Source organism: Mucilaginibacter sp. P4_C11 (genome assembly GCF_056402115.1).
On the sequence record NZ_JBFUIA010000004.1, the window covers coordinates 270980 to 292961 of the forward strand.

13 protein-coding genes and 1 tRNA gene are annotated in these 21982 nt (G+C 43.6%); 8 read left to right on the forward strand and 6 right to left on the reverse strand.

What is annotated here, in order from left to right; translation table 11 throughout:
* Window positions 1-164: 164 nt before the first annotated feature.
* The 4 genes from AC1DU2_RS05710 to cysC form a co-directional block, all read right to left on the reverse strand.
* The gene (locus tag AC1DU2_RS05710; RefSeq protein ID WP_477383264.1) at window positions 165-962 is read right to left on the reverse strand and encodes a glycoside hydrolase family 97 C-terminal domain-containing protein; all 798 of its coding nucleotides are present in this window, start codon (window positions 960-962) and stop codon (window positions 165-167) included.
* Window positions 963-1013: 51 nt separating this feature from the next.
* Window positions 1014-2105, reverse strand: coding sequence for a glycoside hydrolase family 97 N-terminal domain-containing protein (locus AC1DU2_RS05715; RefSeq protein WP_477383266.1), 1092 nt, complete (start codon window positions 2103-2105; stop codon window positions 1014-1016).
* Between the two features lie 59 nt (window positions 2106-2164).
* Complete coding sequence (locus tag AC1DU2_RS05720; protein ID WP_477383268.1) at window positions 2165-4609, reverse strand: glycoside hydrolase family 95 protein; 2445 nt, start codon at window positions 4607-4609, stop codon at window positions 2165-2167.
* 704 nt (window positions 4610-5313) lie between these two features.
* The gene (cysC, locus tag AC1DU2_RS05725) at window positions 5314-5898 is read right to left on the reverse strand and encodes an adenylyl-sulfate kinase (protein ID WP_477360345.1); all 585 of its coding nucleotides are present in this window, start codon (window positions 5896-5898) and stop codon (window positions 5314-5316) included.
* 268 nt (window positions 5899-6166) lie between these two features.
* Here cysC and AC1DU2_RS05730 point away from each other — a divergent pair, with 268 nt between their 5' ends.
* Window positions 6167-6940 (forward strand): glycoside hydrolase family 16 protein, encoded by a 774-nt coding sequence (locus AC1DU2_RS05730; RefSeq protein ID WP_477383270.1) that lies wholly within the window; start codon window positions 6167-6169, stop codon window positions 6938-6940.
* A 51-nt stretch (window positions 6941-6991) separates the two neighbouring features.
* On the opposite strand, the gene AC1DU2_RS05735 is transcribed toward AC1DU2_RS05730, so the two are convergent.
* Window positions 6992-11251 carry a hybrid sensor histidine kinase/response regulator transcription factor gene (locus AC1DU2_RS05735; protein WP_477383272.1) on the reverse strand — a complete coding sequence of 1420 codons (4260 nt, stop codon included), beginning with the start codon at window positions 11249-11251 and terminating at the stop codon, window positions 6992-6994.
* 243 nt (window positions 11252-11494) lie between these two features.
* Here AC1DU2_RS05735 and AC1DU2_RS05740 point away from each other — a divergent pair, with 243 nt between their 5' ends.
* From AC1DU2_RS05740 to AC1DU2_RS05765, 6 genes are all read left to right on the forward strand, one after another.
* Window positions 11495-12292, forward strand: a complete 798-nt coding sequence (locus AC1DU2_RS05740) for a glycoside hydrolase family 16 protein (protein ID WP_477383274.1) — start codon at window positions 11495-11497, stop codon at window positions 12290-12292.
* A gap of 118 nt (window positions 12293-12410) precedes the next feature.
* Window positions 12411-15506, forward strand: a complete 3096-nt coding sequence (locus tag AC1DU2_RS05745) for a SusC/RagA family TonB-linked outer membrane protein (protein WP_477383276.1) — start codon at window positions 12411-12413, stop codon at window positions 15504-15506.
* A gap of 20 nt (window positions 15507-15526) precedes the next feature.
* Window positions 15527-17095 carry a RagB/SusD family nutrient uptake outer membrane protein gene (locus tag AC1DU2_RS05750; protein ID WP_477360356.1) on the forward strand — a complete coding sequence of 523 codons (1569 nt, stop codon included), beginning with the start codon at window positions 15527-15529 and terminating at the stop codon, window positions 17093-17095.
* 54 nt (window positions 17096-17149) lie between these two features.
* On the forward strand, window positions 17150-18571 hold the full coding sequence (locus AC1DU2_RS05755; RefSeq protein WP_477360359.1) for an aryl-sulfate sulfotransferase: 1422 nt from the start codon (window positions 17150-17152) through the stop codon (window positions 18569-18571).
* On the forward strand, window positions 18568-19800 hold the full coding sequence (chrA, locus tag AC1DU2_RS05760; RefSeq protein WP_477383278.1) for a chromate efflux transporter: 1233 nt from the start codon (window positions 18568-18570) through the stop codon (window positions 19798-19800). The genes AC1DU2_RS05755 and chrA overlap by 4 nt, the downstream gene beginning before the upstream one ends.
* 2 nt (window positions 19801-19802) lie before the next feature.
* Window positions 19803-20822 (forward strand): sulfotransferase family protein, encoded by a 1020-nt coding sequence (locus AC1DU2_RS05765; RefSeq protein WP_477383280.1) that lies wholly within the window; start codon window positions 19803-19805, stop codon window positions 20820-20822.
* A gap of 611 nt (window positions 20823-21433) precedes the next feature.
* On the opposite strand, the gene AC1DU2_RS05770 is transcribed toward AC1DU2_RS05765, so the two are convergent.
* Window positions 21434-21505: transfer RNA gene (locus tag AC1DU2_RS05770), tRNA-Glu, on the reverse strand.
* Between the two features lie 195 nt (window positions 21506-21700).
* Between AC1DU2_RS05770 and AC1DU2_RS05775 the strand changes: the two genes are divergently transcribed.
* A complete protein-coding gene (locus tag AC1DU2_RS05775) occupies window positions 21701-21982 on the forward strand; it encodes a DUF427 domain-containing protein (protein WP_477360365.1) in 282 nt (93 codons plus the stop codon).

Consider the following 21982-nt stretch of genomic DNA (forward strand, 5'->3'; position numbering starts at 1 on the left):
ATCAGGTACCGGGCGAAGCTGATTGAACCTGTAATTCTTAAGTAAAAAGGAGGTGCCGGCCGGCTTAAGTTCACCGGCACCTCTTTTTTATATCGTTTTTTAACTTTCTCTTAAGTTTTAGCGTGCAGTGATGCAACGCGCGGCTAAGCTATTAATTTCAAGCCTTACAATGCAGGTTTCATAACCGCTGCAAAACCACCTCTGCGTAACATTTTTACATCAATGGAAGTTGTTTTATCTACCAATAAATGCTGGGTATAAAACTCTTTATCGTGTACGCCGTCGGTAATTAATGTTAACCTATATTTTACGTTATCGGCTAAAAAGTCGAGCTTTACGCTTTTCTTTTTTTCTCGCAATTCGGCGTTTATGCCGGCTATGTACCATTCATTGCCTTTGCGGCGGGCCAGCATTACGTCTTTACCCGGATACCCGTCTAATAACTTAGTGTCGTCCCAGGAAGTAGGCAGCTCGCGCAAAAATGTCTTTGGAGCATCGGGCAAGGCATAGTAACCTTCCGGCCGGTCGGCAAGGTGTTGCAATGCCGATTCAAACAATACACTTAGCGCCAGTTCATGCCCGTAAGAGGTTACGTGGGGATATTGGGAGTTTGTAAATGTAACGGGGGTATAATCCATCGAACCCACTACATTACGGGTAAAGGGTAGTATAGCGTTGTGTTCGGGTGCAGCCATAGTAAAATCAGGGGTATTGTTGTACCATTCTGCTCCGCGTACAGCTTCATAGGTCATCAGGTTGGGATAAGTTCGTGCCCATCCGCGCGGAACCAGGCAGCCATGAAAATAAACCATCATCTGGAATTGGGCGGCATCATTCAAAATATCCAGATAATACGCTATCATATTTTGCTTTTCGCTTTCAAAGAAATCTATTTTAACGCCGACTACACCTAGTTTTTTAAGTTTTGTGAATTCTACAACTCGGCTTTCATGCGTCAGCATGCGATCTTTTGGGGTAGAGGGTACATAAGTATGGTTACCCCCCGAATTATACTACATGAGCGGTTTTATACCTTTTGCATGTATATAATTTAGCGCGTCTTCCAAATTTCCGCCATTGCCCATTCCGTCCCATTCCCAATCTAATAAAGTGTATGGCCAGTTCATATCTGCGGCCAGGTCTGCAAAACGCGTTACTATTTTGTAATCCTTTGTACCATGGTTGCTTGACCAATAATTCCATGATACCGGCCCGGGTTTTATCCAATCGGTGTTCTTTATTACCGACGGGGCAGATAGATCATCTATTAGCGTTGATGCAACTATATCCTGCAATGTCCCCATGATTACTACACGCCAGGGCGATTTCCAGGGGGAATTAATGGTTGGTTCTGACGTGCCTGTCCCGCGGCCATCACGTGGGTCGGGAAATGTAAGTTTGTATTTTGTTGCATCAAGGGTGTTGCTCAATTTGGTTCCGCAATAGTTACGGTCGAGGTCGGCTTCGTGCAGTAAAAACCAACACGCCTTATTTTTTGTATTAAACAAGGCGGGGTAACTCCATTCCTGCTGTTGCACCTTATCATCACTCATAGGAGTGTAATACCCTTCGTTAGCGGCATTCCATTTTTCCATCCAGCGGCTGGTTTCCTTTGAGATTGTGAAGGCGGTTAATTCATCCTTTATGGTAACAGTATCTTGCCCATCCGGAAATTCATAGCGGAAGGCAACACCGTCATTATAGGCCCGTATAATGAGGTTTATTTTTGCCTTATTAGGATTTCGGAACGATGCAATTATTTCGTTGGCGGTATTGTTCCTTACTGACCGTTTTCCGTGCACCGACGTGTAATGTTCGTTTATTAATAATGGCCTGCTTGATTTAAGAAAAGTTAACTCTTTAGAAAACGCCTGGTCGGCCCGAACTAGCCCTAAGTCTATTCTCGATATGGATTCTGTAGTTACTGCATCTTCGGTATATAATACTTTCAAATACCATTCGCCGGCATTGCCGTTTTGCTGATTGAACAGTTCAATGGTTGTTTTTTTATTTGGTGATTGAAGCGTAAGCTTCTGGGCGTATAAGGCCTCTTTGAAAAAAGCCATGATAAGAACCCCAATGATAATGGTTTTAAGGAATTTCATTTTATATATGGATGTAAAAGGAGATTGTAAGCAGAAAAAACTTGTTGCATTTTACCCGATTATTTTACTATGAGCGTATAGGTTTTCCCTTTTTCTGTGTTAACGTCGTAAAGCGAGCTTTGGGCCAAAATAATGCTGAGATCTTTGTCCGAACGTTTGATTATAGGCTCGGGTATGGTTGTTATACAGTAAAATGGATTTGGATTTTTGCCACTCGCTTTTTTAAGCAAACTGCCTGTTGTCGTTTGATTCAGCCGCAGGCGCAAGTTTCCGCCAACCTTTGAATGAACAACCAGGCGCGTTATTTTACTTTGGGCCCAGTCCATATCCACCACGAAACCGCCCCTGGCAACCAAACCTTTTACGCTGCCTTTTTTCCATGCATCAGGCAATGCGGGCAACAGGTAAATAAAGCCATCATGGCTCTGAAGCAACATTTCGGCGATGCCCGACGTGCATCCGAAGTTACCGTCTATCTGGAAGGGAGGGTGTGCGTCAAACAGGTTGGGGTAGGTACCTCCCCCCCTGCCTGTAACCGGCGCAATTTGGTCTGTTATTAATTTGTAGGCGTGATTTCCGTCAAACAACCGCGCCCACAAATTTATTTTCCACGCCATGGACCAGCCTGTAGATACATCGCCACGATACAGCATGGAGTTTTTTGACGCAGCGAATAGCTGCGGATTACGGAACGGTGAAATCTGGTTTCCCGGAAACAGGCCGTACAGATGCGATACATGGCGATGATTATCGGTAGGCGAATCTAAATCTTCCAGCCACTCCTGTAGTTGCCCATGTTGGCCAACTTGCATGGGCGGCAGCCTCTTTTTGTAATTTAATATGCTATCGCGAAAAGCATTATCAACTTTTAGATCAGCTGCGGCGTTTGCAACTAATGTAAATAAGCCATAAACCAGTTGGTTATCCATAGTGGCACCAGCGGTTACCGATACTTGCGTTTTGCCGTTGATATATTCGTGCTCCGGTGAAACGGATGGCGACACCACCAGCCAGTTATGCTCTTTATCTTCCTGCAAAACGTCAAAAAAATACCTGGCAGCGTCCTTCATTACCGGGTAGTATTTTTTCAGGAATTCTTTGTCGCCGGTATACAGGTAATGCTCCCAAAGGTGCTGGCAAAGCCAGGCGTTACTGGTTGGCCACAGTCCCCAGAACGCTCCGTCGACCACGCCTGTTATTCGCCATATATCCGTATTATGATGCAGGGCCCAGCCACGCGCACCGTACATAATCCGTGCAGTTTCTTTGCCCGTAACAGCCAAATCCTTAACCATATTAAACAGCGGCGTGCTTAACTCTGGTAATTGGGTAACCTCGCTTGGCCAATAGTTCATCTCGGTGTTTATATTAACAGTGTACTTACTGTCCCAGGCACCTTTCAAATCCCCGTTCCAGATACCCTGCAGGTTGGCAGGTTGTGAGCCCGGTTGAGACGATGATATAAGCAGGTACCGGCCGAATTGAAAGTAAAGTTCAGCTAATTGGGGGTCGTTTCCTTGTGCAAAATTCTTTATACGGATATCAGTTGTAGCGTTCGCCGCAGGAGTAGTGCCAATGTTCAATTTTACGCGGGTATAATATTTTCGGTAAAATGCGGTATGCTTTACCAGCAACGCTGTATAATTGTTTTTGTAAGCTTTATTTAAGATTGCCCGCGCCCGCGCTAACGGGTCGGCGCTAATATCATGGTAGTTGACGAAGTTAGTGGCTATCGATAAGTAGATGACAGCAGTATCGGCATTGGTTACCTTAATGCCCGAAGTATCGGCAGTAATGGAGCCGGCGACAGATTTCACTCTTGTAATTACATTGAACTTAACCCTGCCCGTTTGATTTTCGTGATCGCTGCCCATGCCGGTAAGCGTAAGGTCGCCGTTAACAACTTCTTTGCTTTTGCCTAACGGACTTTGAAAGGCGATGTTGCAGGTAATCATTTTAGGTTTGTCGGCAGTTAGCCTAACCACTAAAACGTTATCGGTAAACGAAGTGAAATATTCGCGCTTGTACTTTACGCCGTTGTAGGTGTATGCTACCGAAGCAGTGGCGTTTTCGATGTTCAGTTCGCGTTTATACTCAGCTGGATTTTGATGCCCGGGAAAATTGATATACAAATTGCCTGCCAATTGGTAAGGCATTCCGCTGTTGCCTTTTGGCCCCAGTTGATTATTCGCAGCCAATTGCGCGTCCACGTATTTTTTTTGTGCCAGCAATGTGCGCACTTCATCAATGTGAGGTCTCGCTGCCGAATCGACATTATTGTTAGGGCCTCCGGCCCAAATTGTCGATTCGTTTAGCTGCAGGCGTTCAAGCTGCGCATCGCCAAACACCATGGCTCCTATATACCCATTACCAATTGGCAATGCCTCGTTCCAGTTGGCGGCAGGTTTGTTATACCATAAAATGTTTTTGCGTTGTGCAAAAACTGTAGCGCTGCAGCATAGCAATATATACACTGTAGCAAGTTTTAGATAGTTGCTTATCATTTAGGTATTGGTTAAAATATCAGGTATGGCTTGTCATTTCCGGTTCCAATAGTTTGCAGTTGAATTTTAAACTTACCCGCATAGCAAGCCGGTTAGTGGATTGAATAATTTTAAGCAGTAAATAATTTCGCAATTAAAACTGACTTTAGGTTGTTTAATCTCACTAAGTTAACCGTTCCGGAGTAAAGCTGGTTGCCCAATTTGCATGCCTTGACATTTATGTTAAAAACATGTCAAATACTGTTATCGGGACGCTGGTGTATTATGGAATTTTATCATTGTAAACAATTACCTAATAAACAAGGTGGGCCATTGCCAATAAGAAACGCACCGGATCATATGCCTGCTTTAAGCTAAAGGCTTGCTCGGCAAAATTTGTTTGCTTGCTAATCGCCATAACGCCCATTAAGGTGGCAGTTCAAATTTTAATGGCAATATACCCCTATACAATCCCCAATACACAAAATGGACATATGGTATTGCCGCAGAAATTAAATCCGATCTTATTTACAGCGTTACAAAACCCGAGATTGAAATATTTTCGCCGGCAGAAGGAAAATTGAACGGGGCTGCCGTTATTATTTGCCCTGGGGCAGCTACAAAGTATTGGCTTATCAGGCGGAGGGCTTTAGGCCCTTTGTTTTGAAGCCCGAAGGGGGATAATTATTAGAATCGCAGGACTTAAGGTTCAGAACTTAAGGATTTTACAGGTCATGTTTAACAATCGTGCCGATAACTTCATCATAAAGTTGTAGCATACTTTGTTGCGGATTTGCCTGCGATGTTTTTAAAATAAGGTTTGGATTTGTTGGCGGGCAGAAGGCCGCCGATATACCCGTAAACCGTTTGATCTTATTTTGTCGCGCCAGCTTATAAAGTCCCTTTACATCCCTGTCTTCGCAAACGGTAATAGGACAATCTACAAAAACTTCAAAATAGTTGGTTTTAACTATATCACGCACGGTTTGCTGGTGATTGTGCAACGGTGTTATCAGCGAGCATATGGTAACCACATTGTTTTGCGCCAGTAGTTGGGCAATACCGGCAACGCGGCGCACATTTTCCAGCCTATCTTCGGGGGTAAAGCCAAGATCTTTGCAAATGGTTTCGCGCATGGTATCACCGTCAAGTACAATAGAAAAAATGCCGTTATCGGCCAGTTCGTTTTTTAGCAATTGGGCTATGGTACTTTTGCCAGCGCCCGATAAACCCATCAACCAGATCACCATCCCGTTTTGGTATGTTAATGGTGATGCCGATAAAACTGATTCCAGTTTGCTGAATAACATATCTGTGGTATTTAAATTTCAAATCTTTTTTGCTCTTAAACAAATATAACCCATGCCAGGAACGCTTTATAGCGTCAGAATTAATTACGGACGCTATTACTCAAAATGCGGACTATAGGAAATTAATGGTTTATCCTGCCCTATACTTTTGGATTGTAATCAACTGGTTAACTGCGATTTATTTTTTATGTACTATAGTGGACCGCCAGGTTGATGTTTATAACGGGAATTTTTTATCAAAATCATATCAACTAAAACACCAAAAATCATGAAAAAAATCATTCACCTGCTGGCCATTGGCCTGATGCTGGCCTCCTGCAGAAAAGACTTCAGCAAGCCGCAATCTACGGTAGCCACAACTACCGACGACAAGCTTAAAACAACCAGCACTTTATCCTTTAGCGGCTATACCTGGACAATTAAAGATTCCGGCACCGGCACGGCCGGTCCTGGCCCTAACCGCTGGAAAGGCGCCAACGCTTTTGTAGATGCCAATGGCTACCTTCACTTAAAGCTAACTAAAAACGCCACATCCGGCGTATGGGAATGTGCCGAGGTAACCAGTACTGCTAACTTTGGTTATGGCACCTATCAGTGGCAGGTAGAAGGGCCGGTAAGTTCGCTTGATAAATACATCGTGCTTGGCTTTTTCAACTACTCGGGTATTGACGGGTACGATGAAATGGATATTGAGTATGCCAAATGGGGTGTCGCTAACAACCCCTTTGTAGGGTATACTGTTTATCCGGCGCAAGGCGCTAGCGGTAACTTCCATAATGCTACATCATTCACCACATCGGGTACTTACACCACCAACAGATTCAAGCGCACAGCTACATCGGTGGTATTTAAGGCCATTAATGGGTTTTATGACGATGATACCAACCTGGCTTACACCACTACCTGCACATCGCCAGCCTATTCCATCAGTACTTTAAGTATGCCAATACATATGAATTTATGGCTGTTCCAGGGCCACGCTCCGGCAAGCAATAACACGGTCGAAATTATTGTACATAGCTTTAAGTTCACAGCGTTATAAGTAAGTATTTGCCTAAATAACAAAGGCCTGGTTGTAAAATCCGGGCCTTTGTTATTCGGTAATATTGTGAAACTGATTAGCCTGTACTGGCCGTTTCATTTTGTTGATGTACTCTTTAGGCGGGATGCCAAATTGCTTAATGAATGATTTGGAAAAGTAGGAGGGCGTATTAAACCCAACCTCGTACGATATCTGGTTGATATTGTACTGGCCCTCTAACAATAGCTGCAATCCCTTTTTTACCCTGATACTCCTGATAAAATCATGCACACCCTGGCCGGTAAGCATTTTAAATTTGGCATAAAGCACCGTACGACTCATATTTGTTATTTCGCCAATGCGGCGGTTGTCCAACTCGGTATCGGCAAGGTTGGTTTCAATGTAGGCTATCACCTTATCTAAAAACTCCTTATCCGTTTTGTTGTAAGTAGCCTCGTCCGGGTAAACTTCATCAGAACTGGCGAATTTTGACCGCATACGGATCTGTGTCATGATGAGGTTATAAATCACCTGGAACAAAATAGGCTGGCTCAGCGGCTTCATCAAATAAGCATCAGCCCCCGCCTCGTAGCCCGACAGCTGGCTTTCAACGTTGGTTTGGCTGGTAAGTAGTATAATGGGAATATGGCTGGTGAGTTCGTTCTTTTTTAAAGCCTTGCACAGGTCGAGCCCGCTCATAACGGGCATGATCATGTCTGATATGATGAGGTCGGGTTGCGAACGGATGGCTGTTTTAATACCTTCCTCGCCATTTTCCTCCTCCAAAATATCAAAAGCAGGATCGAGCATCAACCTTAAATAAGCTCTTATTTCCTTGTTATCATCAACAAATAAAATGCGTTTACCTTTAATTTTGGCCACCTTGCTATCGGCAAACACATCCTGGAAGTAGTTTTCGGGCGTACCCGATGCTGCTCCATCCTTTACCGGCAGCGCGGGCGAAAGAGCCGGGTTACCCTTTGGCAGCCGGATAATAAATGTTGATCCCTCGTTTACCAAACTGTTTATAGTGATCGATCCGCCATTCGCCTCCACAAATTCCTTGGTGATCATGAGCCCCAAACCTGTTCCTTTTTCTCCTGCCGAGCCGACGGAGAGGATCTGTTTTTCAATACTGAAAATGTTTTCTATCTGCTCCTCCGTCATCCCCACGCCGGTATCATGAAAAATCATCTTGATCTCGTTGTCCAGTTCTTCGGCCTCTATCCATATTTGGCCGTAAGCCGGGGTAAACTTAATACAGTTGCTCAATATGTTACGGATAACCGTATCTATCATGTCCTTATCGGCATAAATAATGTGCGCGGTATCAATATCCATCTTAAAATAGATGTTTTTGTTGCGCATTTGCTGGTCCATTAGCTGCTCATTTTTTATCACCAGGTCATAAAGGCTTAAATGAGCCGGGAAACTGGTAAGGGTTTGATTTTGGGTACGGGCCCATTCCAGCAGGTTCACCAGCAGATCCAGCACCGAACTGGCGCTGGTGTTAATGTGGGTAATGTACTTGGATAACGCCGTTTTATTTAACGTTGGCAGTTGCTTTTTCAGGTTTTCGGATATGCCGGATATGGCCGCGATAGGGTTGCGCAGGTCATGCGCCAGGATGGAGAAGAACCTGTCTTTGGTTTTATTGGATACTTCCAGTTCGTTAATCGTTTTTTCCAGTTCCTGGTTTTGGTCAACAATTTGTTGTTGCTGGTTAAGGATCTGGTCGCTTTTATGCAGCACCTCTTTGGTGTATTCTTCCAGTTTTACGTTTTGCCGTTTTAACTCCAGCGTGCGTTTCTCCACCTCAGCAGCCAGGATCTTGTTACGCATGCGGATGGATGCTACCCGCCGGTAAAATATAAATACGATAGTGCCGGCCGCGGCTATAACAACAGCGGCATAAAACCACCAGGTTTTCCAAAATGGTGGGGTAACAATAATGGTAAGGGCGGCTATTTTGTTGGAATATACCCCCCCGTTATTCAGCCCTTTTATTTTAAGGGTATACGTTGCCGGATCGAGGTTGGTATAAGTAACGTTGTTTTTAAGGCCAAGGCTATGCCATTGTTTGTCAAAACCCTCTAAAATATAGCTGTATTGCTTTTTCTCCTTGTTTACATAGTTAAGCGATGCAAAATCGATGGTGATAACCGATTGCTTGTAGCTAAGCGTGATCTCGTTTTCGTAAGCAATGCTAACTTTTAAAGGCGAGTCGTTGTTTTTATCCTGTGCAACGGGTACCTCTTTGTTAAAGATCTGAAAATCTGTAAACAGCAAGGGAGGGTCGAATGCTATGCTGCTGATATGGTCGGGATAAAATTCGTTAAACCCGTTTACGCCACCGAGATAGATCTGCCCGGTTTTACTTAAAAAATGGGCCTGTTTAAACTCGTTAGATTGCAGGCCATCGGCAATGGTGTAGTTTTTAAATAAACCGGTTTTCAGGTTTAACCTGCTTAACCCACGGGTAGTGGCTATCCAAAGGTTATGGTTATGGTCGCCGGTAATGCTGGTTATTAAATTACTTGGCAGGCCGTTGGTGGTATAATATTTTTGGATGCTGTTGTTTTTCCTGTTCAGTTTGTTAAGTCCGTCGTTGGTGCCTATCCACAGGTTGTGATCTTCATCCTCAAAAACAGATGATGCACTGTTATTGCTCAGGCTATTATTAATACCCTGATTTTTATAAATGGCGAACTTGCCTGTTACAGGATCCAAAATATCGAAGCCGCCACCATCGGTACAAACCAGAATGTGCCCTTCCTGATCCTGATTGATAGACAGTATATTATTATTGCTGATGCTTTGCGCATCGGCATCGTTGTGTACATAATGTTTAAATGTATCGGATTGATAGTTGTATATATCCAGACCGCCGCCATAGTTACCAACCCAAATGCGTTTTTGGCTGTCGGTAAAAACATAAAAAGCATAATTGGTATTTAAGCTGGCTGGGGTTGAAGCTTCGTGCTTGTAGGTTTTAAACTGTTTTGATGCGGGGTTGTAAACACTTACACCGCCGCCCCAGGTGCCCGCCCAAATAAAACCGCGGGCATCTTCGGTTACCGATATCACATAATCGTTAGAAAGGCCGCTATTGCCTGCGGTCCAATTCGTAAAACTTCCGTTTTTACGGTCGAACAGGTTAAGGCCGCCGCCATCGGTCCCTATCCAAAGGTTGCCCTTGCTGTCTTCATAAAAACTGTTCACCGTGTTATGGCTTAAGCTATTTTTGCTTGGCTCGTGTTTATAATAGGCAAAATTATCGGCATCGCGTTTTATCAGGTTAATGCCCCCGTTTGATGTGCCTATCCAAATATTGCCTTTTAAATCCTTTAATATGGCGTTGATGGTATTGCTGCTTATACTGGTGGCATTGTTATCGGTATGGGTGTACTGGATAAATTTTTCAGTTGCAGGGTCAAAAATATTAAGGCCACCATTTTCGGTACCTATCCATAAATTATTACGGCTATCCTGCCCCATGGCAAGCAGGGCGTTGCTGCTTATGGTACTGCTGCCCCCGGTGTTGTAAACCTTAAATTTGCCCGTTGCCCTGTCAAGCTTATTAAGGCCGCCGTTGTATGTGCCCACCCAAATAATATGCTTATCATCCTCAAAAATAAATTTAATGTTATCGTCAGATACAGAAGTGGCATCGCCTGCCTGGTGAATGAGCCGCCTAAAGGTGCCCGATTTTTTATCAAGCATATTGAGGCCGCTGGTGGTGCCTACCCATATGTTTTTGCGGCTATCTTCAAAAATGGCCGATATGCTGTTGCCCGTAAGCGTTTTGCTATCGCCTGGCCTGTTGCTGTAGTGTTTAAATATATTGGTTTTGCGGTTTAACACGTCAAGGCCCTGATCGGCGGTGCCTATCCATATCTCATCATTGCTGTCGCGGCAAATGGCCTCTATAAAATTGCTGCTGATGCTGTTGCCCTGGTTAGCCTTTTGCTGGTAGCGGGTAAATTTGTCAAGCCGGGGATCGTACAAATTAAGGCCGCCTTCCCAGGTGGCTATCCAAAGGTTGCCGTCCTTATCGTCGGTAATGGCTTTGATATCATTTGAGCCGAGGCTGTTTTGATTGCCGGGATTTTTTTTGAAAACGATGAACTTATAACCATCATACCGGTTAAGCCCATCCTTGGTGCCAAACCACATAAAACCCTTATCGTCCTGGAAAATGCAACGTACCGTGCTTTGCGACAGGCCCTCATTAATGCCTATCTGTTCCGACTTTAAATCCTGCTTTTGGGCCGATGCAGCCGTGGCGCAACAAATGAATATCAGCAGTAAATTAAAGTACCGGGTTATCATATTACAAGTTAGGATTTTAGCGCAACATGTGTATGCTATTTTCAATTTAATATAAATGGCTAAACATTTAATTATAAATTATATTTAAATTTAGTGTTAATGTTGCATTTTTCTAAAAATTTAAATTGTTTTTTTGAAATACAGTCAATTTGGGACTACAGTGTATAAATTCAGGACTATAGGAATGAACCGGGTTGCCGCGGAAACTAATTTTATGGAATCAATAAATAATGTTTCCGTTATATGAATTTAAAACTACTTTTTTTTACAACAATTGCTTGTTTACTGCTTTATATCCCCGCGCAATGCCAGGTGTTTTTTGACGATTTTAAGTCGTCGTACATTGATAGCGCTGTATGGTATAAGCACGATACCAAATGGGGCGAAAATCCTAAAAAGGGCACGCACGGCGGCGTAGTGCCGGCAAACTTATACGCACGTAAAGGCAACCTTATAGTGCGCGCCCTTGGCGATAATTACAAAGGCTATATACAAGGCCATGGCCAAAATACCAAAGTGGGCGGTGCTATGCGTACCGTTAAAATGTACGCTTCCGGATCGTACGAGGTGAGGGCGAAGATTTGCCCGCAGGTGGGGGCGTTATCTGCCTTCTGGAGTTTTTATTACGAGAACGACAACTACAACCACGAAATTGATTTTGAGTTTCCAGGCCATAATCAGCCTCCCAATAATCCCGATAGCACCAATTTAAACTGGGGATTAATGACCAACTGGACGGGTGTTGCCGAAACGCAATACAAAACCACCGATGCTTATTTTGGCAATCAAACCGATGGGCAGTACCATTTATATCGTTACGAATGGCATACCGGCGGCAACGGCCAAACCCCCAGGGTTGAGTATTACTACGATAATAAACTGTTGCACACCGCCTATGAGCACGTACCCTTTCACGCGGCCAACTTTACGGTAGGCATCTGGTTTCCTAACTGGATAGGGAAGGCCAATTTTGATACCGACTATATGTATATAGACTGGGTTAAAATAACCCCCTTTAATGAACCTAATGATGTTAAATAAATTTAATACCCCCGCAATTTGATAACAAAACCCTGTACCAAACAAAGCGGCGGATAAGCCGCGCCAATAAATGCCCAAACAATTTCTCTCTGATAAATGAACTATTAAACTATTACACATGCAAAAATTTACCCAACAAATTAAACTGGCATACAAGGTGCTTATGTGCGTTTTGCTTATAACTGCCGGTATCACATCCCATGCTTTGGCATCGGGCCTTACTGCTGAAAATACAATTCAGAAAGTTTTGGTATCCGGTGTGGTTAAAGCCCAAAACGGCGACCTGATGCCCGGCGTATACGTACAGGAAAAAGGCACCACTAACGGTACCATAACCGATGTGAACGGCAAATACCAGATAACCGTTGACGATAAAGCTACCCTAACCTTTAAAATGCTTGGTTTTGTAACTGCCGAGGTACCGGTAGCCGGCAAAACCAGTATCAACGTTGATTTGGTTACCGACCAAAAAGCGCTGAACGAAGTAATGGTGGTTGGTTATGGCAGCAAAAACAAAAGCACCTTTGCAGGTTCGGCTGTAACGCTTAGTGCCGAGGATTTAAACAAAGCATCATTATCTGTTGCCAACCTTTTACAGGGTAGAGCGGCAGGTGTGCAGGTGCAGCAAAACAACGGTACGCCGGGTGCATCATTATCTGTACGGATACGGGGTACAAACTCCATTAATGCCGATAGCGAGCCGCTTTATGTTATTGATGGCTTCCCTACCAATAACGGGGTAGGTTTTAGTATCAACCCCGAGGACATCGCTTCTATATCAATCTTAAAAGATGCGGCTTCAACATCAATATATGGTGCACGTGGTGCCAATGGCGTTGTGTTAATAAGCACCAAAAGCGGCCGAAACAAAAAGAGCAACGTTAGCTTGGTAAGTACTTTAGGTTACCAAAAAGTGGTAGATAGGTTTGACCTGGCCGGGCCGTATGATTTTGCCGTGCGCCTGAACGCTTTATACGTAGCGCAAGGTACAACAGCGCCGTATAAACAAACCAGGCTTGATTCATTAAAGGCAGGCTTAATTGGTACCGATTGGCAAAGTCAGTTGTTCCGCACTGCGCGGGTTCAAAACCATACCATCGCGTTTTCTGGCGGTACCGATAAAACATCGGTTTACTCCAGCTTTGATTACCTCGATCAGCAAGGCGTGGTTATCGATTCGCGCTACCGCAGGGTAGGCGGCAGGGTGAATATCGATCATGCCGTAACCGATAAGTTTAAAATGACCGCCAGGGTATTTGGCAACTATGGCGTTCAAAACGATTTGCCATTGGCGCCATCATCTATCAACGGTTTTATTAAGCAGGTTATCAGGGCAAACCCGGCATCAACGTTCGATTCGGGCGTGAGCGCTGTGTTGGATGCGCAAAACCCGCTTCACTTTATAGCAGCTACCGATAGGCAAAACTCGGTGTTCCGTACAAACGGATACTTCTCTTTAAAATATGAGCCGATTAAAAACCTAATATTTCAGTCGGATCTGGGTGCCGATATTAACCAGAGCAAGGTGCTTTATTTTGCTCCTTCAACCGTTCCTGCCGGTGTGGCATCAAAAGGATTGGCAACCATTACCGACATAACCGAAAGTGACCTGATCTTTAACCCAACTGTTAACTACAGCATCCGCAAAAGCGGCAACAACATAAAATTGTTATTAGGTTATAACCAGCAGCAATACATATACAAAGAAAACGGCACCACAGCAACCAACTTTAGCAGCGACGATTTAGGGTACAATAATTTAGGTATCGCCCAAACTTTTTCGGCCTACTCTGGCAAAAGCCAGATAAAACGCCGCAGCTGGTTTGGTCGTATTGATTATGATTATCAAAACAAATACATTTTTACCGGTACCTACCGTATTGACGGTTCGTCGGTATTTGGCGATAACAATAAATTAGGCTACTTCCCATCGGCAGCATTGGCCTGGAGGTATAACGAAGAAACCCTTATTAAAGACCTTAACATCTTTTCATCAGGTAAGGCACGTGTAAGCTACGGTATTACCGGTAACGACAGGATCTCGTCCGGTTTATCGCTGGCTACCTTTGCCGGTAACAACACTACCAAATATACTTTTGATGGTGTATCAACAGTGAGCGGTATTGCCGTTACCAAACTATCAAACCCCGATTTAAAATGGGAGCAAACAGGCGCGCTTGACGTAGGCGTGGACTTTGGCTTTTTTGGCGACAGGATTATCCTGGAGGCCGATTACTACAACAAGCAAACCCGCGATTTGCTGCTTGACAGGAGCATAGCCCCATCCACCGGTTTTACAAGCCAATACGGCAACGCCGGTAAGGTAGAGAACAAAGGTTTGGAGTTTTCATTACAAACGGTAAACGTAACCTCAAAAAGCTTTAAATGGAGTAGCACGCTAACGTTTGCCTATAACAAAAACAAGGTAAAATCATTAGGTTCAAACAACTCCGATATTTATGTGGGCAGCATTAAGCCCGATGGAGCGGCTGATTTCGAGACACCATTCATCATTAGGGTAGGGCAGCCAATAGGCGCTATTTACGGCTATGTTTACCAGGGTATTATCCAGGCCGGCGACCCGATTTTAAAAACCACGCAACCCAACTCGGTTGCAGGCGAACCTAAATATGCCGATTTAAATGGCGACGGGATTGTAAACGCGCTTGACCGTAAGGTATTAGGCACAGGCGTTCCAAAAATGTTCTTCGGTTTCACCAACAACATCACTTTTAAAAGCTTCCAACTTGATATTGTTACGCAGGGGCAAGCAGGGGGCAAATTGCTTAACGTGCAAAAAGAGGATATGCTGAACCCGCTGGGCCAGGGCAATACCTTGCAAGAGGTAATCACCAATACATGGTCGCCAACCAATACAAGCGGTACCGTGCCGGTAAACGGTTTTTATGGTACGCCGCATGGTGGCTGGGTTAACTCCAGGTTTGTGGAGAGTTCAAATTATATCCGCATTAAAAACATTACGCTGGGCTACAACTTTCCGCCTGCTTTGCTAAAAAGTATCGGTATAGCGCAGTTGAATATTTATTTGAACGCGCAAAACCTGTTCACTTTTACCAAATACACCGGGCTTGACCCCGAAGTTGGTAACCTGATTGATAACGCGCAGCAAAACCAAAATGCCGGCCGCGGTATAGATTTTAATGCCTACCCGGTTAATAAAATGTATCTGGTTGGTTTACGTGTCACTTTATAACTAATTTTAAAAGATAAGAGATGAAAAATATATTCAAAATATTTACCGTGACCTGCATTTTGGGTGCATTGGTAATTATATCATGTAAAAAAGGACTGAAGGACGAAACCTTTTCGGTATACGATGCCAGCAAGTTAACCAACCCCGAAAACGGTAACCAGGCTGTTGTTGGCGCTTACGCGGCGCTTAAGGATAATGGCGGTTACGGTTACTACGCCGGCTTTTTATATTGGTTGTATGAATACCCGGTTGATGTGGTAACCACCACCATTACCTCAAGACAAGGCGTGCAGCTGGATCAGCTTACTTACGATGCTTCAAACTCGGTTATCAACGATGTTTGGGTAAGTATATTTAAAATGATATCGCGCACTAATGAAGCCGAAGAATTGATAAACGGTATCGATTACGCTTCAAAGGGGTCGACAGATAAAATAAAGCTGCAAAATTTAGGCGAAGTACGTTTTTTACGTGCCCTGGCTTATTATGATGCTACTTCGCTATGGGGCGATGTGCCGTTGATCCTGAAATCATCATCGCACTTTACCGCCGAAGATCAAAACCCTAAACTGGCCAAACAAGCCGATGTGGAAGCAGCCATGATAACCGATTTGGAATACGCCGCTGCAAACCTGCCCGACTCCTATGCAGGCAATGAAGTCGCCCGCGCTACCAACGGTGCTGCCAAAGCTTTGCTTACCCGCTTATACATGCGCCAGGGACAATGGCAAAAAGCGGCCGATATGGCCACTCAGGTAATGGGCAAAGGTTATGACCTGCGCACCAAGGCCGAAGGTGGTTTGGCATCGATGTTTAATACCGATAACCGCAGCGATAACGAATTTATATTTGTGTTGAAATCATCGAACGAGGCAGGTGCCTATGGTATTAATTCAAACAGCTTTGGTATCAACTCAACCCCATGGGATTTAAACAGGGGATACGGTAATTTCCCGTTGCATTTGGAGTTTTACGCGCAATTTGACAAAACCGACGACCGCCGTAACACCCTGCTAACTGGCAGCTACAAAACGCTGTACGGCCAGATTGTAGATGTACCTAAAGAATACGGTGGTCTTGGTGGCTCGGCACCCGATACTATTTTGGCCAAATATGTTTACAATTTAAAATATCCGGCAGTAAACAACTATAACTACGCGGGCTTTAACAACGTTACCATTTTACGTTATGCCGATGTGTTGATGATGCGTGCTGAAGCATTGAATGAGCTTAACGGCCCGAATGCTGAAAGCATCAATTTAATTAACCAGGTACGTAACCGCAGCAGCCTGGGTAGTCTGTATGTAGCCAGCTACACCAAAGAAACCCTGCGTAATGCCATATTTGACGAGCGCAACAAGGAGTTTTTTATGGAAGGCCGTCGTAGGGAAGATTTGATCCGTTGGGGTAAAAGCGCTTCAAATGGTGCTACGCCGCTGTTGAAATTTAAACAAAAGGTAGTTCCTTTGTTAAGGGACCAAACTACTTATTCGGATGCGGTTAACTACCAGTTTTATCCTTATCCGCAAAACGAGATCCAGAGCAACACCTCGTTAACGCCGGCTATTAACGCGGGGCGTGTAAAATAATATCATCATGCAGTGGCCCGTACCCTGGGGGTCACTGCATTTTTAAACTAATAAATGCATAAAATTTACAAAATTGTACTTGGTTGTGTAGCGGCACTTATTTTGCTGACGTTTTTTTTGTTAAAGAACGATACTATCAGCAGCTACATATACCCCGTAAAAATTAAAGATATTCAGCTGATAAACCTGCCCGATAACAGGCTTAGGCTAAAAGTAAGGGTAACGGCCAACAAAAAATGTTCGATGTATTTAAAGTACTGGACACGCGGCAGCAAGGATACCCTGTACTCCGATTTAAGCACCGATAGCGTAACTCATACGCTTAACGTAATGTGCACCATTGCCAAAACCGATTATACTTTTGTGGTAATGGCCGGCAATGGCGTTGATACCACCAGTAGCCGCCCACATAATTTTTCGACCAAATCTATTTACCAGGCTACGCCATATTTTGATATGCAAAGCGTTGATACCGCTATTGAAAAAGATATGAAGCGAAAATACTTTTTAACGCAGATATTGACGCAGCCCGGTTCAATGGTGATCATTAACTACAAAGGCGATATTGTTTGGTACCAGCCCTTTAAAAAGGGCGTAAAAGTTACCAACTGGACACCTCACCATACCATTTTAGCTATTGTAGGCGCCGAAAAGATCCCCTCATCGGGCGGTGATGAATTGGTGGAGACCAACCTGGCCGGTAAAGAAGTTTTACACTGGAAGGTAGGCAAGGGGGAAATGGACAAAATGATCCACCACGAGGTGCGATATGACGACAGTAGCAATATTTACGCGCTTACTTTTGATAAACGTGTTTGGGATTTAACCAAAGCAGGCGGTGCCCTTAAGGATACGGTGCATGCGGATGGTATTGTGGTTTATAGCAAAAGAGGGCATAAGCTATGGGAATGGTCGGTACTTGACCATCTCGATCCTCTGAAAGATCCCTTGATACTGAAGCATAAAAAGGATTGGGTGCACGCCAATTCTTTGTTTAAGGATGAAGATGGTAATTTTATCATATCATACCGCGACCTGAACCAGGTTTGGAAGGTTGAATACAAAACAGGTAAAGTGCTCTGGAAATTTGGCGAAGGCGGAGATTTCCCTTTGCAAAAAAATGAATACTTTGCATCGCAGCATGCCGTACACCGCAAGGCCGATGGCGAACTCATGTTGCTGGATAACGGGACCAAAACAGGTATTACCCGGGCCATGTCATTTATAATGGACGAGGCCAAAAAGACAGTTAAATCAACTTTGATAGTACCCTTGCCGCATGATTATTATTCGACCGCAAAAGGCGACACGCACATGATGCTGGGTGATAAAATCCTGTTTTGCTTAACAGATCCCCGTGCATTCCTGGTAACAGATAAAGCCGGCAAAATACTTTGGGAGATAAAAGTAGGTGGCGACCCTTACCGGCTGGAAGAAGCCCCTGGGTTTTTAATGCCCAAACCCCTGATGAAATGAAAAACTTGGCGGAAATAAATATAGAAAAGAAAAACACCATAGTAGTTAATCTGCGTTACCTGTTTTTAACTTTTTTTAAAATAGGCATGGTCTCTTTTGGTGGCCACATGGCTTTGATATCCGTTATTCAGCGCGAAATGGTGGATAAGGATAAAACCGTTGATGCCGATGTAATAATTGATGGCATCAGCATAGCCAGCCTACTGCCCGGGCCTGTGGCTGTAAATGTGGTTGCTTATGTTGGGCATCACCTGCAAGGCAAAAAGGGTGCGGCTATAAGTATGCTGGGCATTTTGTTTCCTGCCTGCACCTTAATGTTTGTAATATCCTGGTGTTATTTCAATTTCGCGTATAAAATTCACCTGGCCTATATTATGCTGTACGCTGCCGGCGCGGTGAGTGCCATTATATTATCAACAGGGGCAAACATCTACAAAAAAGAGATCCACGGTAAGGTCATTAAAACAGCCATCTGTTTGGTGGCAGCGATAATAACAGTATTTGCCAAAGGTTATTTTGTGACATTGGGTTTAATGACCACCGGGGGGATATTAGGCTATTTTTTAAATCCGGATAACAAAAGTAAATTAATCGTTGTTGATGGCGCATCGCCAGCGGGCGGTTTTAACCTAAGCTGGTTAAACAGGGGCTTGCTTGCCGTTTTAGGGATAATTGAGATAGGCTTTTTTACCAACGTGGCGACCTTACTCAATAACATTTATTTAAAGCTTGTGGTCGTTTTCGCCGGCATTAGCTTATCGTTGTTTGGTGGTGGGTATGTGATTGTACCGATAATGCAATCGTTAATTGTAGGCGATTTAAAATGGCTCAGCAACCAGCAGTTTGTTGATAGCATCACCTTTAGCCAGGTAACGCCGGGGCCTATTTTAATAAGCGCTTTGTTTGTGGGCTACAAACTTGCCGGTTTTTTGGGCGGACTTATAGCCATAGCCGCCATATTTGTACCATCGGCAACTTTGATGCTTATTGTATCTAATATATTTAAGCGCAATAAGCAGCACCACACCATGCAGTGTATCCTGGCGGGTATTAAGCCTGTTGTTGTAGGGATGATCATTGCATCGGCAATAATTTTATTGCGGTCGCTGGCGTTGGATAAGGCAATTATAGCGGTCACTATAGTGGCATTTGTTTTAAGTTTCAGGTTTAAGGTAAGCCCGGTTTATTTAATATTGGGCACCATATTTTTAGGTTTTATATTTAGTTGAGCATGAAGGCAGCAGGAATACAAATTATAGGCACACAAAGGTCTGGATCGAATTTATTGAGGGTGATATTGGACCAGTCGCCCGAGATGGCGTCGCCGCATCCGCCGCATATATTGGTGACCTTTGTGCCCTTGTTGAATATCTACGGGCCGCTTGATATCGATAGCAACTACAGAAAACTGGTTGATGACGTTGTGGAATATGTAAATGTAAACCCCGTGCCCTGGGAAGGCGTAGTGCTTAATGCCGATGAAATTTACGGGCAATTGGAAACTAACTCCCTGTTTGAACTGAATAGGCTCATTTATGAAAAGGCCGCCGAAAGTAAACAAGCCAAATATTGGTGCTGTAAAAGCATGAACAACGTATACTTTGCCGATGACCTGGAAGCCCAAAAAGATAAACTGAAATATATTTACCTGTACCGAGATGGAAGGGATGTGGCCCTGTCGTTCCAGAAGGCGGTTGTTGGTGATAAGCATATTTACCACATAGCCAAACAATGGAAAAAGGACCAGGACGCCTGCCTTGCCCTTGCTAAACAGGTACCTGCCGACAGGTTTTTCTCCCTCAATTACGAAAACCTGATCAGTAAACCCGAGGAAACAGTACGCAAGCTATGCGCCTTTTTAGATATTGCTTACACCGATAGCATGCTGCAATATTATACCTCCAACGCCTCTAAAATAACCGCAGAATCCGGCGAAATGTGGAGCAACCTGAACAAACCAATCATGACCAATAACTCCAACAAGTTTTTAAAAGAATTTAAGCCCGATGAACTGGAAATATTTGAATTGGTGGCCGGCGATACTTTGACAGCGCTTGGTTATAAACTATATGCGCCGGAATTGAAGGCCGAACTCCTTTCGCGTCGATTATTGGAGGAATACACTATAGCAAACGGCGAAAAGAAAAAAGAAGTGGTAAAGAACACACGCCCGTCTGATCTTGATAAAAGATCGGCACAGGAAACTATGATAAAACGAATCAAAGAAAATAGCGGGCTTAAGTCTCTTTGAGAAATGTACCCAATCCATAAATTGCATTGAGGGCCTCAATAAAAAGGGGATTATAAAATAAACTGTCATAAGAGGAGAGGCGTTCCTCGCTCTTAAGCAATTCAAATATAACACCAGGTTTCACGACATCAGTTATCGCTTGCCTGTCATGATGTTTGAAATTGCAACGTCACTCATTATAATTTTAGCTCACAAGCTAATTGAAATTGGCATAACTTTCAAAGCTTTCAATTTTATCGGAATGTTGTTTTATTCAAGCTTTAAGGCTTACTTGCGTAAAATATATCGTTATATCCTTCTCCAGGCTTCTCTATAACGACTTCGCCTCAACTCGCTTTTTTGTGAGTTGTTAACTGTCTATGAAATAAACTAAGAATTTTACCCTTTTTGATCATGGGTAAGTTGATTGATCAAATCGCATTTGTCAACATTAAAATCAATCTTTTTAAGTGTTCGGTTGTTCGATGGCTTATTTTGATGATGATATTATTAACGTAAAATATCATCGTTTCGGCGTCATTTAGTGTCATTCAGCTTCAAATAAATTTTACCTATTGCGCGCCCCATTAAGCAAAAAACGCCGATCTCTTATATGAAATCAGCGTTTTTAGTAGCCCGTAGGGGAATCGAACCCCTGTTTCTAGAATGAAAATCTAACGTCCTAACCCCTAGACGAACGGGCCTTTTTTTATTTTTATTTCCCTTATTTTGGGAATGCAAAGATATAGCTTAATTGATAAATTAAAAATAAATTTTAAACTTTTTTTATTTGGTGCTGATTATGAATGCTATATATTTAATTAACAAACAAAATAAGTCAATTGCATTGTAAATCTGCACGGGTTAAGGCTATCTTTATCGTAAAATCTATTCATATTATGAAAGCCACCTGGAACGACCAGGTCATTGCCGAAAGCAATGACACTATTGTTGTCGAAAATAATCATTATTTCCCTATTGAAAGTGTAAAAGGCGAATACCTGGAAACTACCGATACACATACAACCTGCCCTTGGAAAGGCCTTGCATCTTATTACACACTCAACGTTGATGGGAAAAAAAATCAGGACGCCGCATGGTATTATCCGCAGCCAAAAGATGCCGCGGCAAACATTACCAACTATGTAGCGTTTTGGAAAGGTGTTAAAGTAACTCCATAA

What these genes read in the sequence shown, in the direction of transcription:
- AC1DU2_RS05740 (WP_477383274.1), top strand. Translation starts at nt 11,495, where the DNA reads ATGAATTTAAAACTACTTTTTTTTACAACAATTGCTTGTTTACTGCTT.
- AC1DU2_RS05710 (WP_477383264.1), bottom strand. Translation starts at nt 962, where the DNA reads ATGCTGACGCATGAAAGCCGAGTTGTAGAATTCACAAAACTTAAAAAA.
- AC1DU2_RS05730 (WP_477383270.1), top strand. Translation starts at nt 6,167, where the DNA reads ATGAAAAAAATCATTCACCTGCTGGCCATTGGCCTGATGCTGGCCTCC.
- AC1DU2_RS05745 (WP_477383276.1), top strand. Translation starts at nt 12,411, where the DNA reads ATGCAAAAATTTACCCAACAAATTAAACTGGCATACAAGGTGCTTATG.
- AC1DU2_RS05775 (WP_477360365.1), top strand. Translation starts at nt 21,701, where the DNA reads ATGAAAGCCACCTGGAACGACCAGGTCATTGCCGAAAGCAATGACACT.
- AC1DU2_RS05715 (WP_477383266.1), bottom strand. Translation starts at nt 2,105, where the DNA reads ATGAAATTCCTTAAAACCATTATCATTGGGGTTCTTATCATGGCTTTT.
- cysC (WP_477360345.1), bottom strand. Translation starts at nt 5,898, where the DNA reads ATGTTATTCAGCAAACTGGAATCAGTTTTATCGGCATCACCATTAACA.
- AC1DU2_RS05755 (WP_477360359.1), top strand. Translation starts at nt 17,150, where the DNA reads ATGCATAAAATTTACAAAATTGTACTTGGTTGTGTAGCGGCACTTATT.
- chrA (WP_477383278.1), top strand. Translation starts at nt 18,568, where the DNA reads ATGAAAAACTTGGCGGAAATAAATATAGAAAAGAAAAACACCATAGTA.
- AC1DU2_RS05765 (WP_477383280.1), top strand. Translation starts at nt 19,803, where the DNA reads ATGAAGGCAGCAGGAATACAAATTATAGGCACACAAAGGTCTGGATCG.
- AC1DU2_RS05720 (WP_477383268.1), bottom strand. Translation starts at nt 4,609, where the DNA reads ATGATAAGCAACTATCTAAAACTTGCTACAGTGTATATATTGCTATGC.
- AC1DU2_RS05750 (WP_477360356.1), top strand. Translation starts at nt 15,527, where the DNA reads ATGAAAAATATATTCAAAATATTTACCGTGACCTGCATTTTGGGTGCA.
- AC1DU2_RS05735 (WP_477383272.1), bottom strand. Translation starts at nt 11,251, where the DNA reads ATGATAACCCGGTACTTTAATTTACTGCTGATATTCATTTGTTGCGCC.